9 protein-coding genes are annotated in these 14,885 nt (G+C 46.6%); 1 reads left to right on the top strand and 8 read right to left on the bottom strand.

The genetic code is table 11. The annotated features are described in order from the left end of the window. Window positions 1-342: 342 nt before the first annotated feature. Window positions 343-906 (top strand): ImmA/IrrE family metallo-endopeptidase, encoded by a 564-nt coding sequence (locus tag NFI81_RS00640; protein ID WP_234614805.1) that lies wholly within the window; start codon window positions 343-345, stop codon window positions 904-906. A gap of 6 nt (window positions 907-912) precedes the next feature. On the opposite strand, the gene tal is transcribed toward NFI81_RS00640, so the two are convergent. The 8 genes from tal to NFI81_RS00600 form a co-directional block, all read right to left on the bottom strand. Then, a complete protein-coding gene (tal, locus tag NFI81_RS00635; RefSeq protein WP_234614806.1) occupies window positions 913-2,004 on the bottom strand; it encodes a transaldolase in 1,092 nt (363 codons plus the stop codon). A gap of 98 nt (window positions 2,005-2,102) precedes the next feature. After that, a complete protein-coding gene (locus NFI81_RS00630) occupies window positions 2,103-3,173 on the bottom strand; it encodes a glycoside hydrolase family 43 protein (protein ID WP_234614807.1) in 1,071 nt (356 codons plus the stop codon). A 43-nt stretch (window positions 3,174-3,216) separates the two neighbouring features. Beyond that, window positions 3,217-4,758 carry a RagB/SusD family nutrient uptake outer membrane protein gene (locus NFI81_RS00625; RefSeq protein WP_234614808.1) on the bottom strand — a complete coding sequence of 514 codons (1,542 nt, stop codon included), beginning with the start codon at window positions 4,756-4,758 and terminating at the stop codon, window positions 3,217-3,219. A gap of 31 nt (window positions 4,759-4,789) precedes the next feature. After that, window positions 4,790-7,891, bottom strand: a complete 3,102-nt coding sequence (locus NFI81_RS00620; protein WP_234614809.1) for a SusC/RagA family TonB-linked outer membrane protein — start codon at window positions 7,889-7,891, stop codon at window positions 4,790-4,792. A gap of 205 nt (window positions 7,892-8,096) precedes the next feature. After that, window positions 8,097-9,362: a DUF1501 domain-containing protein gene (locus NFI81_RS00615; RefSeq protein ID WP_234614810.1), complete on the bottom strand. Its 1,266-nt coding sequence runs from the start codon at window positions 9,360-9,362 to the stop codon at window positions 8,097-8,099. A gap of 7 nt (window positions 9,363-9,369) precedes the next feature. Then, the gene (locus NFI81_RS00610) at window positions 9,370-11,262 is read right to left on the bottom strand and encodes a DUF1800 domain-containing protein (RefSeq protein WP_234614811.1); all 1,893 of its coding nucleotides are present in this window, start codon (window positions 11,260-11,262) and stop codon (window positions 9,370-9,372) included. 141 nt (window positions 11,263-11,403) lie between these two features. Then, window positions 11,404-12,846, bottom strand: a complete 1,443-nt coding sequence (locus tag NFI81_RS00605; RefSeq protein ID WP_234614812.1) for a purple acid phosphatase family protein — start codon at window positions 12,844-12,846, stop codon at window positions 11,404-11,406. Window positions 12,847-12,852: 6 nt separating this feature from the next. Beyond that, window positions 12,853-14,694 carry a cytochrome-c peroxidase gene (locus NFI81_RS00600; RefSeq protein ID WP_234614813.1) on the bottom strand — a complete coding sequence of 614 codons (1,842 nt, stop codon included), beginning with the start codon at window positions 14,692-14,694 and terminating at the stop codon, window positions 12,853-12,855. Window positions 14,695-14,885 lie beyond the last annotated feature (191 nt).

The raw sequence follows: 14,885 nt of genomic DNA, 5'->3' as shown, positions 1-14,885 counted from the left end.
CATGGCAATGGCTGCTTGCCATCGCTTTGCTAATTGGTTCAATATCACAACATACATTTACAGCACGCCGCAAATAAACGTGCAGGTTATAGGATTTATACGGTTTTATAACAAATATTGCACCTTACAAGCTTGATCTCTCACAGGCCGCACCTGACATTAAAGACTTTACACGTTCTTACATAGACATTACAGGAGATTCCAAACATAACGGCCTGGTCAACATGCTGTGGATTTCCTTAGCAATTGTATACTGAGTCGACATATTCTGAGAAATGTCTTCTGTATGCATGGAAAACCTTGCTTTTTTTGTTATAGGTTTTTTTGACTCCGACACAAATCATGAATAAAAGACGGCAAAAACAGATTGAGAGGATAGCGCTTACAATATTGCGCAATTGCTTTTCTGGAAATCCGGAAAAATTATTGGTTAGTGGTGGAATAGATGTTAAAAAAGTTGCGTCATATCTGGGCATAGAGCTGGTTCCGCAGGAGTTGAAGGATGATTTTCCCGCTGAGGCCTCGCTTAATACAACGATTGGCAAGATAAACCATAACGCAAAAGACGGGCTTAGGCGTTACCGGTTTATGGTTGCCCAAGAAATCGGACGTTATGTACTTGACCGTCAACATCAGGGCAAATTTGAAAACCTGCCCCTAAGATATTTCAGCATATTCACAGCTAATGATTCCCCGATAAATGAAGATGTCCAGGAACGGGAAGCAAATGCATTTGCAGCGGCATTGCTGATGCCACGGGATTTATTAATCGACGCGGTGAAAAAAGCGTATCAATCCCGGATGTCCGAAAATGAAAATTATGACATTATCCAGGCATTGGCTGATCAGTTTGACGTAAGTAAGTTAGCAATGAGTACAAGGCTTACAAATCTGGACTTAGCTTAGTCAATGCTATTTCTGTTTTTCAATTGCATCAAGCAATTTTTGAAACGGCGCATTGAACTTTTCAATCCCTTCATCTTCCAGCTGCTTGGTTACGGCACCCATATCGATTCCGGCCGCTTTTACCCTTTCCATAACGCTTTTCGCTGCTTCCAGGTCACTTTCCAGGCGACTCGCCGGATCGCCATGATCGCGGTAAGCTTCCAAAGTTTCCAGCGGGACCGTATTGACCGTGTCCGGCCCGATAAGTGCTTCCACATATCTGGTATCCTTAAATTCGGGGTTTTTGTTGCTGGTACTGGCCCATAACAACCGTTGCGGCACAGCCCCTTTTTCCGCCAGTCGCTTCCAGCGATCCGTACTAAACACACGTTTGTAGATCTGATAAGCCAATTTGGCGGAAGCAATTGCTATTTCCCCTTTCAACTCACCAATTCCGTTGCGATCGAGAAACGGGTCAACCAAAATATCAATGCGGCTTAAAAAGAAGCTGGCTACCGAAGAAACATGGGCAACCGGCAAGCCCTGTGCTGCCCGTTTTTCCAGTCCTGATATATAGGCCTCAGTCACAGCCTCATACCGTTCAAGACTAAAAAGCAAGGTAACATTGATATTGATTCCTTCACTAATCGCTGTCTCGATCGCTATCAGCCCGGATTCGGTTCCTGGGATCTTGATCATTACATTAGCCTTACCTACCTCTTCCCACAACTGGCGGGCCTGAATAATGGTTGCTTGTGTATCCATCGCCAGAAAAGGGGAAACTTCCAGGCTCACGTAGCCGTCAGCGCCCACCACGTCTTTCTCATTGTAGACCGGCCAGAAAATATCGCATGCCAGCTTGATATCCGTTACCGCAAGACCGAAAAATATTTCCTCATTTGTCTTGTCGCTTTTTGAAAGTTCGGCGATATCTGCGTCGTAGTCGGAGCTGCTGCTAATGGCCTTTTCGAAAATGGCAGGATTGGACGTGATACCCCTGACCCCGTCTTCTTCAATCAATTTTTTTAGCTCACCCGAAAAAATCACTTTTCGATCGATGAAGTCCAGCCAAATGCTCTGGCCGAAATCATGAATTCGCTTTACTTTATTAGTATCCATAACAAATGTTTATTTATGTTTTGACAGTGTTCAGTAAACATCATGCCATGCAGTAACCTATAATGTACACAACTTTATGCTCTAAAATAACAAAACCACTATTCGCCCGAAGGAACTGCGAGAGATTGTCCCGTTGAAACCGGCTCTCCGAAGCTGGGCAACCCCTCGGCGGTCCAGGCGAACTTTTGCATTCTTACATTTCTGGAATCGTCGCAACCTTCTCCGGCAGCCGAATTCGCGTGGTAAATAATCCAATCCTCTTTGCCATCCCGTGATTTGAAAAACCCGTTATGTCCTGCCCCGAATGCATTGGCTGAGGCGAGTCCCGTGAAAACCGGCGCAGGCATTTTTGTCCAGCTTTTTGCGTCCGATGGGTTGCTACCCGCTTTCAGGCTCATCATGCCAAGCGCGTACTGATCATTGCCACAGTAACTTCCCGAAAACACCAAAAAGTCCCGCCCTGCCGCATTACGCAAGATTTCCGGCCCTTCGTTGACCGCAAATCCACGCTTTTCCCAGTCATATTGCGGGGTGGAAATAAGCACAGTTGGCCCTGTTAATGTGAATGGGTTGCTCATTTGAGAAATGTATATGTTCTGTGTCAAATCCGTGCTCCCGCCCGCAAACGGCCTGCCCGACCAGATCAGAAAAAGACTGCTATCCCGCTGAAAAATGGTCGCATCAATTGACCAGAGATCAGCGGGTTTTGTAGTGAGCTTGCCTTTGTCCGTCCAGGTGCCCTGCGTGGGGTCGGGGTTTGCATTTTCCAGAACCCACATACGATGCTCACGATCATTCCCATCCGTGCCGGTGTAATAGATATACCATTTGCCGTTGAGAAAAAACAGCTCCGGCGCCCAGATATCACGCGAGTTCCCTCCTGTTGCAGGCGCATTGAAAACAGTTACCGGTGTTACATCCTTTAACCGGCTCATTTTATTGGTTTTCCAAATCTGGATCCGGTTGCCCAGGGTATGCAGGTAATAATAGGTCGAGTCTTTTTGGTAAACATAAGGATCGGGCGCCGCATTCAGCAATGGATTTGTAAATGTGGTTGCCTGCTGTTCGCCGGGGTTTGGTGCTTTGGCCTCCTTTTTACAGGAAGCGCTAATGAAAATAAACGACACGCACCAAAGGATGGCCGGTCTGTACAAAGCTTTATACCGCATAGAAAGCAATTATTGTGTATTAAAAATCAAATATCGTCAGACATTAGTAACCCGGATTTTGCGTCAGGTTCGGATTTAAATCAATGTCCGATTGCGGGATCGGGTACCATTCATTTCTGTTTTTTACAAAATTAGTAAATTCCGGGTCCCTCGCTGCCAGTTCCGGACCCAGATCACCCCAGCGCTGCAAATCCGCAAAACGCCAGCCTTCTCCTGTCAACTCTGTAATGCGCTCGTGTTTGATCTGGCCAAGAAATTGCACCTGATTCCATCCAGCCGCCAGATTCAACGGCCGCAATCCGGCACGCACGCGTACCGTGTTTACAAACGGGAAAGCCTGCGCAGTCTGCCCGATCCCATTAAGCGCCTCGGCGTACATGAGCAGAATATCGGCATATCTCAACAGCCGGAGATTGTTAGGTGACCTGAAACCCTCCTCGGTGCGTCCGGCCTCATTGTCATTCAATTGTTTTCGAAACCACACCGCGCTGCTTTCGCCGGTGTTCGTGCCGTAGCGGCTTGCGAATGTTCGTCCGTAAACCATTGTGGACAGCGGGCCGCGCACATCTGTGGAATCAAATAGTAATGTTACTGGAAGTCTCGGGTCTCTGGTGCCCAGCGCCGTGTTCTCTTTTTTGAATTCACCGATAAGCCAGCGTCGGGCGCCGCCGTCGGAGAAGCCTACACCCCTGGGCGCGTAGAATTGTGCAATAGAAGTTCCCGTGTTGTTAATGCGGGTTTCGTCCACATCGTCGTCGGTATTTTCATTCGGATTAAACCTGAACTGCACTTCAAAAACAGACTCGCTATTGTTTTCTGTTGATGCTTTAAAATTGTCCTGGTAGTTAGCAGTTAAAGTATATAATCCTTTTCCCTCACCCGTGATAAAAAAGGCCAGCGCGGTCGCAGCTTCCTGATATTTGCTTTGCTGCAGATAGGTTTTCCCCAATAAACCCATGGCAGCACCACGCGTTGCCCGGCCCAGATCGTCGCCGGTGTAACTCAGTGGCAATGTTGTTGCTGCCTCGGTTAAGTCTTTTTCAACCTGCGCCCATGCCTCTGCATTCGTTGCATTGGATGGCCGGTCTGTTGGTTCAGAAGGTTCAAGGATGATAGGCGGTCTGCCGAAATATAGTGTGAGGTTGAAATAAAACAGTGCTCTTAAAAACTTTGCTTCGCCAATGATGCGGTTTTTCAGCACTTCATCCATTTCAATGGTCGGCACATAAGCAATCACCTGGTTGGCCCTGAAAACGCCGATGAAAAGGTTTTGCCAGGTTCCGGCAGTCAAGCCTTCATTATAATTGGTCTGGTTGAAGCTCATCACATTATTCAGCGTAATGTCGCCTCCTGAGCCGTAGCCTTCATCGGAGCGAAGCATTCCGTGATAGAATAAAAACCTGGAATACAATGCCGCTGACCTGTGAAAAGTGCTGTAAACGGCATTGATGCCTTTGATGGCGTCAACCTCGCTTTTCCAGAAGGACGCAATTGTCGGGCTATTGGGATTGGGCTGGTCGAAATCACGGTTACAGGCACTGGCAACCATTAAAATCATTGACGTAAGTAATAATATCTTTTTCATGTTGATGTCTTTTGAGATAAATGGCCGACTGTCAGAAACCCATGTTCAGGCCGAAAGAAATAATGCGTGAGGCAGGATAACCGCCCAGATCCACCCCAGGTTCGAGATTGAAATTGGCTCCTACTACATCGGGATCGAGCCCGGTGTATTTGGTGAAAGTGGCCAGATTCTGCGCGCTGACATAAACACGTGCATTGCTCACCGACAATTTCCCGGTCACAGATTGCGGAATTGAATAGGAAAGCTCCACATTTCTTAACCTTAAATACGAACCGTTTTCCAGCCAGCGATCTGTATTGGCGCGGACGTTGGAAACAATGCCCCGGTCGGCACTGGCCGGGTCGCCTGCTGCTCCAGTTGCGTACGAAACCCCAAGACGGGGAAAATCCGTATCGGTATTCTCAGGTGTCCATGGATCAATGTCGCGGCGGTAATTGGAATAACCCATTCCGTCAATATCTCTTCGTACATCATTATATAATTTCTGACCAAATGCGCCGTAAAACTGAACATTCAGCGACAAGCCCGACCAGGTTCCATTCAGAATCAATCCCGACGTTAGTTTAGGCCATGGGCTGCCTGCAAAACTGCGGTCACGGTCATTGATATCATCATTTGTTCCCTGGTCGATCCGGTTCACGTAGCGAACATCACCCGGTTTGGCGTAAGCCGCTTGCGCTTTATGCGCCTGCACTTCTTCATCATTCTGGAATAATCCATCTGTTTTGATCAGATAATATTCCCCGATCGAACGGCCAACCTGCGAGCGCGTATTGCCTGACTGAATGTAATTTCTGGGTTCGCCCGTTTCCTCGTCCACACCAAGATTACCAAGTGCCAGCACCTTATTGCGAATCATGCTGAAATTGGGCGCAACACTCCAGGTAAATGGCCCGGAAGTATGACGGTAAGTGAAATCCAGTTCAATTCCTTCGTTTTTTATTGAACCAATGTTCACGAGTGGATCGCCCTGTAAATTACCAATGTATAGCGGAAGCGGAAGCGATAACAATACATCCTTGGCCACCGAGCGGAATGCATCAATTGTAACGGCGAGCTTATTATTGAAAAGGACCAGGTCGGCACCAATATTGGTTGTAGCCTTTTGCTCCCATTTGATGTCCTCATATACGAGCCTGGCCTGGGTGGCACCCGGAAATTCGGTTTGCCCCGAACCAAATACCGCGCGCGGCGCCTGGTTGAGAAAGCCGGTAAATTGATAGTTGCTCAGGTTGGCTGAGCCCAGTACGCCATAAGACCCTCTCAATTTCAGTTCTGTGATAATGTCTGATTTGAAAAATTCTTCATTGCTGATTTTCCAGGAAGCTGCCGCGGAAGGGAAATATCCTGTGCGGTGAGCAGGTGAAAACCGCGAGTCCTTATCGGCGCGAAATGTGAATGTCAGATAGTATTTTTCTGCATAATTGTAATTAAGCCTGCCTAATGCGGAGTTAATCAGTGTTTGCGAACGCGTGCCCGTGGCGGTCATTCCGCCGCTGGCCGAGTTGATGGTCGTAAAATAATCACCGCCATAGACGCCAAGCTGCAATCGTCGCCCGCCCACATCGTCGGTGCGGATGGTTTGCTGGGTGTAGCCTACTACACCATTAATATTGTGTTTGCCGAAAGTGCGGTTAAAATTTAATGTATGTTCAAATAAATAGCTCAAAAACTGGGCGCGGTTTTGACCTACGCTGCTGAAATCGGGGGATTGGTTCCAGTACCAAAGTCCTTCTTTTCTCAGGTTATTTGTTTTATCAAAACTCGTTTCCAGCCCGACATTGAAACGGTAGGTCAGGCCATCAAGGATTTTGTAATCCAGATAAGCATTGCCAAGCACTTTGAAAAAATTATACGTCGTTTTGGTAATATCATTGATGGCAACCTGGTTTCTGGCAAATGAGCGTGCATTGAATGAACCATAGCCCCAGCCACCCGGATTGGAAGTGCTTGCAAGATCAGCGCTTTGAACAGGAATGATTGGTAAGCTGGTCCACACATCATACCATGCATTTCCCTCGGCAAATCCCCCCTGAAAAGGTGTATTGCGCTCTGTGCTGGAAATCATCAGGTTTTCACCAAAAGTGAATTTATTACGCGTCGCCTCGGTATTGATCCGAACGGATGCCCGCTGAAAATTTCGAGCTTTCAACACACCTTCATCAGCAAAATAGGCACCCGAGATCAGGAACTTACTGTCTTTTCCCCCACCCGACAAGCTGACATTATAGTCCTGAATGCTACCCGTTTGAAGCAACTGGTCAGCCCAATTGGTGTTAACCGCTCCGTTGTAATTGGCAACGGCAGGCTGCAATGCGTATCCGGCTGCCTGGTATGCACGCGTGTTGGTTGCCACATATTCCTGGGCATTCATCATATCCCACCGTTTGGAAAGTGAGGAAAGGCCAACCCGCGCAGTTGCCTCCACTTTGAGCGGACCTTCTTTGCCCTTTTTTGTGGTAATGATGATCACACCATTCGCAGCCCGGGAGCCGTAAATGGCGGCTGCTGATGCATCTTTCAGTACTTGAATTGTTTCTACGTCATTCGGATTGACTGTGGTATTTGCATCGGCAAGCATACCATCGATCACATATAAAGGGCTTGCATTACCAAAAAGGGTGCTCAGCCCGCGTATATTCACTACTGCCTCCTGACCGGGCGCTCCACCATTCCGGACAGCGACGCCGGGTGTCATTCCTTGCAATGCTTCCGGCACCGAGCGGGCAATGCGCTTGTTTGTATTTTGCGCATCAATAATGCCCGTTGCACCTGTCAGGTCCGACCGGCGCACCGACTGGTAACCAATCACAACAAACTCTTCCAGATTTTGCGCATCCTCGGCGAGCTGGATCGTATACGCGGACTGCTCGGTCACGGGGACTTCTGACGCAAGATAACCAATGAATGAAACACGCAGTGTTTGCCCGCTTTGGGCATTAAGCGAAAATTTTCCATCGGCATCCGTGATTGTAGCCGTGTTTGTGCCGGTAATCAATATTGTGGCACCTGGCAATGCCTCCCCGGTCGCAGTCTGCACAGCGCCGGTAATGTCCCTGCCCTGCGCGACTGCCATGCCAAAGCTGGCAAGAAAGAATGTTAATGTCTGAAACAGCGTATAGGTATAGCGCATAATAGTAATGTTGATAAATGTAGTAATACTTAAATCTGGCAACGGTGACTTAGGTGGGCAAAAAGGTATCTATCCTATAAATATTATGCCAAAATCAAGCCAACTATTTGTGATGTCACTGGTGTAAGATTTAACTTACCCAAAAGATCAGTTAGACTGCCAGTTGCTAAGCATGGGAGCGGAAACGGGCACCTTCCCGAAGAGGTTAGCCCCGCATTACATTTATAAATTCACCTGTCCATTCGGGAAACAATATTTTGTTGTCGCTTATCCCAAGGTGTTTGTTCGCTACTTCGCTAAATACACTTCTGAAATCGGTTGTAACCATTAAATCTCTTCCGTCTTCCAGGTTTTCTATTGCCAGCGGCGCTACTTTGCCGTGTACCAATCCGCCTTTCACATCGTTGCCTAAGATGAAATTGCAAGACCCACGGCCGTGATCCGTACCACCGGTGCCGTTTTGATGAACCGTACGCCCGAATTCGGTCATGGTCATAATGGTCACATCGTCCTGCATGGCCTCCAAATCTGTCCATAATGCTGTAATGCTACTGCTTAAATCGCTGAGATTCCTGGCAAAAAGTCCTGTCTGGGTTCCCTGGTTGAAATGCGTATCCCAGCCGCCTGATTCGGCAAAGGCGACTTCTAAACCCACATCCATCTTGATCAGTTGGGCAATTTGTTTTAGAGAGTTTCCCAAAGCAGAGCCTGGATACACCGCATTACCGGCTGGCTTATAATTTTTTGAAGCAGTTGTTTGAAGCATCTTCACAGCTTCAAAGCTTTCTTTACCAGTCTGTTTTAATAAATCCTGCGAAGCTTGATCATACAGACTTTCAAAACTTTTAGCCGCCATGTTGGCTCCGGCCTGATCACCGCGCAGCTGAACATGAAAGTCACGCAGATTATTTATTGCTACGGCCTGGCTATCACCATATAATGATCTTGGTAACGATGATGTTAAACTAACCGCCTGAAATGGAGTCGCTGCATCGTGTCCCAGCAAACCTGCTGCCCGGTTTAACCATCCGCTGGGTGTTCCTTTTTTAAATGGAGTCCCGGATTCCATGTAATCCTGCGCGTCAAAATGCGAACGGGTTGTATTCGGGGATCCTATTCCATGCACAATGGCTAGTCTGTTCTCCCTGAACATGGGTTCAAAAGCACTTAACGATGGGTGCAGACCAAACCTTCCGTCGAGATCTATCAATGGATTGTTGCTGGATTTGGCAGCAGACATAAAGAGTGTCGGCCTGGCAGCTTTGAGATATGGGTCTGTGAAGGGTGTAACTGCCATTAACCCATCCATAGCACCTCTTTGGAATATGCATATCAAAACCTTTTTCCGCTGAAAAAGCCTTGGAGACTGGATGTTAGCAGCAGCTTTTGCCAGAAATGAGGGAATGCCACCACTTCCGATTCCAAAGAGCGCAAGCCCTCCGGCCTTTATAAAACCTCTTCTAGTTGTCATGGTGATGCTATTTACGTTGAAATTCAGGCGAACCAATGATGACGCCTACAACCTGAGCCAGCATTGCATTGTTTTTTGCAAAAGGCTTTTCGTTGTTCATCATCATTTCGGGCTGTTCCGTGCCAACCGATTTTTGGGCGGCTTGCTCCACTTTTGTCGCCAGATCGGGTTCATTAAGCATAGGTTTTAACCGCGTGATGGTTTGACTCAGATCACGCTCGGGCATTATCATTTTACTATAAGTGACCAAAGCTGCCTCGGCACTTTCAGGCTCGTGATTTTGATTTAGACGTGCCAAATTGATGCTGATGCCTGGAATACGCTGCGATGCCAATGCAAGCCCAAAGTTCATTCGGTTCAGTAAAGCACCTGTATTGATCCAGTACTCTGCTTTATCGGGGAAGCCAGTTGGCGCTTGATAGTAATACATCTTCTGACCCATTTTGGCGATCCAATTGTATAACTGATAAGGTTGGCTTATATCCGCATTTAACCCTCTAACCGCACTGATTGCCAGTTCAAAAGGAGATTTTGTTTTTTCCCTCAATGCTTCTTTTGACCAGAATTCATCAGAAGAAACCATTGTGATTAAGACTTGGCCGATATCGCCATTTTTCGTTTCAAAGGTCCTAACCATTTCATCAACAAGGCTTTGAGAAGGATGGTCATTTACAAAACGTATCGCTATTTTCCGGCAAACGAATTTTGCTGTTGACGGATGATTCGCAAACATTTTCAGGAGTTCAACACCTTCTTCGTATCCGCCGCCAGCAGGAAAATGTCGTCCTAAAACTGTCTTTTCTTTGGTGTCGTGGCGATTGGCTGCAAACAAAAAATCGCCGTGATGAACAAAACCGCGCCGGTTAAGCTTGCTTTCGTCTACATTGTCCAATGATTTTCTTGCTGCGGTGCCATAACCTTTATCATTCATTGGATAAATTGTCCAGCCGGTTAAGACCCGCGCGGCCTGCGTGACGTCTTGCTGGGTATACCCGCCATCGACGCCCAGTGTGTGCAGCTCCATGACTTCACGCGCATAGTTTTCATTTAACCCACGTTTCCTGGGTTTTTTCACCTTCCCATTCGATGTGGTATCATTCTTATCCTCCATCTGCTGGTCAGCGATTCGCTTCATCCGGTTGTCTTTGGCGTTATTCATATCTTCTTTAACACCGGTGCTGCTGGAATTATCCAGGTACATCAGCATGGCCGGGGACTGTGCCGTCGCCAGTAACAAATCTTCAAATTTGCCCAGCACATTGGGCCGGATCACATCACGCTCATAAGCCGGAATAAATTCCGCGCATTGATTTTTATCTAATGAAACATTGAAATGATTAAACCAGAAATCAGTCAGCAATTCCTGCAATTGATTGTTTGAATAAGCTGCGCGAAGGATTTTTTGATTGGCAAATTGTCTGTATAGTTCCTTTTGTGGCTTAAAGCCTTTTTCCTGCATGTAGGCGGCCAGCTCACTTTTATAAGCCCCTTTATTTGATTTATCACGTGCCGCCTGATCTATCACTCCCTCAGCAATGGCCATACGTAAAACCTTGTTTTTCTTGGGATATGTGTTTACAACTTCCGTGTTGCTGAGTTCCAGTGCATTGTATGCTCTAAGCTTTTTGTTAAGCGAATCATCGGGCAACTTTGACTCCAACTGCCTTAAAAACCACTCTTCCAAACCCATATCTGTAACAGAATCCACATCAGCAGCGCGGGGGCCGAAAGTGAATCGGTTTAAAAGGTGGGCAGCTGCCTGGCGCTCGGTCAAACCGGCTTTCTTGTAAGGGAATTTGAAAGGAGGTTTAGCAACATTTTTATCTGAAAAAGAAGATAACAGCATTGTTCCCAATAAGATAATCAGAGACCCGAACGTGACTTTGCAAACGGTTTTCATATTCCAGACAGAATGATTGATTCACACAGCTATGACTCACCGGCAGACCGATAGTTTAAGCGACCCGACGGTTTTATTTGCAAAAGGCGGCCCTGCCATGTTGCAGAACCGCCCCGTAATCCTTGCTAGTTGCACGAAAATTTATTTCGTAAGCTTCTTATCCTGCATTAAGGTTTTTTCTTCGTCTTTCTTCACATCCTTCATCATCGTAAAATGGTCGCCGATCTTTCCGTCCGAGCAAATCCATTTCAGATCCAGCCTGTTTCCTTCCACTTCCAGCATCACCGCTCCTCCCACTTCATTGTTTGAATAGTACATGGCATTGTGCGGCCAGGTTTCCTTGTGCCCACCCAATGCGCCCGCCGAGCCGCTGACAACATATACAGTGCCATTAGTTTTGGTTTTGCTTTTCAAATACGGCGCGGAGTTTTTGCTGCCGTCATATAATGCTGTGGACGAGCTTACTTCATACTTTTTAGCATCATAATCCGCTTCTTTTCCGTAGTAGCCTTTGATCAGCTTCGTGCGTTCGTACACGTGGCTGTGTCCGCAAAGGATCAGGTCTACGCCACCATCTTCAAGGGTTTTGATAAAATTCTCCCTGATTTTTACCAGCAAAGATTCCTTATCCGAATCGTGTGAGCCCATGGTGTAGGGAGGATGGTGCCAGTAAGCCACAACCCACTTTTTGTTCTGATTCGCAGCCAGATCTTTCTTAACCCATTCCACTTGCTCGCCCATTTGATCATAAATGTGCGTTCCTTTTTTATCCGGACCATAAGAATCCAGGGCCAGGAAGTGAATGTTCGCAATGTCATAGGAATAGTAAGATTCCGTGTTGGAAGCAACTCCCCCAGCCTCTCCCTGCGTCGGGAGTGAGAAGTTTTGATAGTAGGCAATTTTGTTCTGATCGTTAGCCGGAGACGAGTTAAAATCGTGGTAATCGTGATTTCCCGGCACCGGATACAATGGATATTTTTTCAGCAGATTGTCTTTATAAAGGTTAAAGAACTTCGCCTGAAATTCTGCATCAGTTCCGTCCGAATATGCATTGTCTCCCATTAAGATCCAGGCATTCAGATATTTATCTCCAAGATAATTCACGACCTGATCTCTCACAGATCTTTGGTTGATCGAGTTATTGCCGCAATCGCCAAATCCGGCTATGCGGACCAATTGCTCACTACCAGTTTCGGGAAACGTATAAAAATAATTTTCCGCATCGCCCTGCAATGTAGTGTCGGCCAGGTTACCCACTGTGTAAAAATACTTTGTTGAAGGTTTGAGATTTTTTAGTGTTACAATGTGCTCATTAACCAGCGTCGAATCGTCCGTGCGCATAGTCAGACTGTCGGCAGAAAGACCATATTTTACCCGGCTGCGATCGTATACATTGGTTCTCCAACGAACGGTCATGCTGGTGGGTGTGGCCATTTGCAGATACGGGCCGCGCAACAAATCTGCCTGAATTCCCATCAGCGGGCCTCTTTTCTTGGTAACAGGCTTTTTTGCAGGCTGCGTTTCCTGCGCAATGGCCAGAATTGGAAGGAGTAATGTGAGCAATAAAAGTTTAACTTTTTTCATGTTTGATTAATTTGAGAAATTCTGATTTTCTGGTTTTGAATCGGTTAAGGATTCGAGGAATAGGATAATGTCTTCGGTTTCAGGTTCTGAGAGATTCAATGGTTTGGAAGATAATGTCTGTTCTTCCACTTCCAGCGCTAAACTTCTGCCGCCGCCTTTGTTGTAAAAATCCATGACTTTCGCCAAAGATTTGAACGAACCATTGTGCATATAAGGCGCCGTTTTAGCCGAATTGCGGACGGTCGGTGTTTTGAATGCGCCTTTGTAATAGCGCATTTTGTACAAATCAAAACGACCCAGATCTGCGTCTAACTCTGGTTTTTCGAAATCATCGGTAGCCGTAACGCCCAATACTTCCACTTCCGAAATGTCAAAAAGCGGCGGTAATAACGAATTAAAAAACGGTGGAAAATGACAGGTGCCACATTGCGCTTTGCCCATAAAAAGGTTGAAGCCGTTCACCTGCCGGTCTGTTAATGCAGTCTGATTGCCCGCGATATACTGGTCAAATGGTGAATCCATCGGGCCGAGCTGTTTTATAAAAGCTGCCAGCGCCTCGGAAGCTTTATTTATTCCCAATTCCTGCACTTTTTTATCCGGGAATGAAGCGTTGATCAGCTTTTTGTACTTGTCTTTTTGTAACACATTTCCACTCAATGCTTTTTCGTTCCCATTCATTTCCAATGGATTAAGAAACACATTATGGATCTGATCTTGCAGGTTCGCAACGCGACCGTCCCAAAACTGCGAATGCTGCCAGCCTGCATACATTAATGTTGGCGTGTTCCGCCTCAGCACGGAATCACGAACCAGCGACGGGCTTTTTTGTAGTTGGTCTGCAAAATAATTTTCAGGTTGGTGGCAAGTTGCACAGCTCGTTGACGCGTCCCCTGAAAGTGATTTATCAAAAAATAACGTTCTGCCAAGATCCGCCAATGCCATTTTCTGCATGGAATCGCCTTCGTGATCATCCCAGCTTTTGAGCGCATTTTTACTATAAATGTGTGGTGCCTCGTAATTCAGGTGTGACGTTGTATTGATCACCAAGTCAAGCCTGGAAACAAACTCACCGAATTGCTTCTGCATAGGCAATGCGAACTGAGTCAGGAACTCCATTCTGTTAAAGGAATCGAAATCCTGGTGGGCTTTTAGATAGCTTTGAGAGTTACTGATTAAAAGTGCCAGTGATTTGCTATGCTCGGGATTTGCTTCAAAATAGGGTTTCAAAGCGTTCCGTAAAGCATTAGTCGCTTCCAATGTTTCAGTAATTCCGGTTTTCAACATTGGCGCATCATAACCTGAAATATACAATGTCGTGATTCGAATCAGCTCGATTCGCACACTTTCCAGAATCTGCGCGTCATTGATTTTAATACCAAAAAGCAATGAATGCATGTCCCTGGCGGAAGTTAGTATTGCCTCTGATTGTACAAGCAGATCACTTTTACTATCAAGAACATTATCCTCAAAAAGTAACGCCTCAATCTGCTGCAAACCCATCGGCTCCACCAGCTCTAATGTCGGTTCCTCGACTTCAAACTTGGGCGCTCCATTATAAAAGCGCGTCTCACTCGGAAAAAAGTAGGACGTAAAAAACGCAATGCGCTTGTAGCTGCGACGACAATCTTTCAAAGCATTTCGAGCACTTATAATGGAAGCAGAATCTGCATTCAAGCCTTCAATAGCCTCATATAACTGTTCATTTGCGACAACAAAATCATCCACTCCCAGCCCAAAATTGCGCAATGCATCGTCAACCCCAATTGAAGAATCACCCGGCGTACTGACTTTTAGAGAAAGGAATACGAAGCTCAAAAAGGCGATGATAATTGCGATTGTTTTCTTCATTCTTTAATTTAAATTATGAGCGGCATTGTCACACTGAGCTAACCTTGTCACACTGAGCCGACGGGGCTGCCCGGCGGTCGAAGTGCAGAAGCACAATGCAAAAGACGTAGTGCCAAGCTAATAGCGACCTTCGACCGCCCGGCGGCCCGGTCCGCTCAGGCTGACAATGAGAGCGGCCTTGTCAGACTGTC

Source organism: Dyadobacter fanqingshengii (assembly GCF_023822005.2).
GTDB lineage: Bacteria > Bacteroidota > Bacteroidia > Cytophagales > Spirosomataceae > Dyadobacter > Dyadobacter fanqingshengii.
This window is presented reverse-complemented; position numbering and strand designations above follow the sequence as displayed.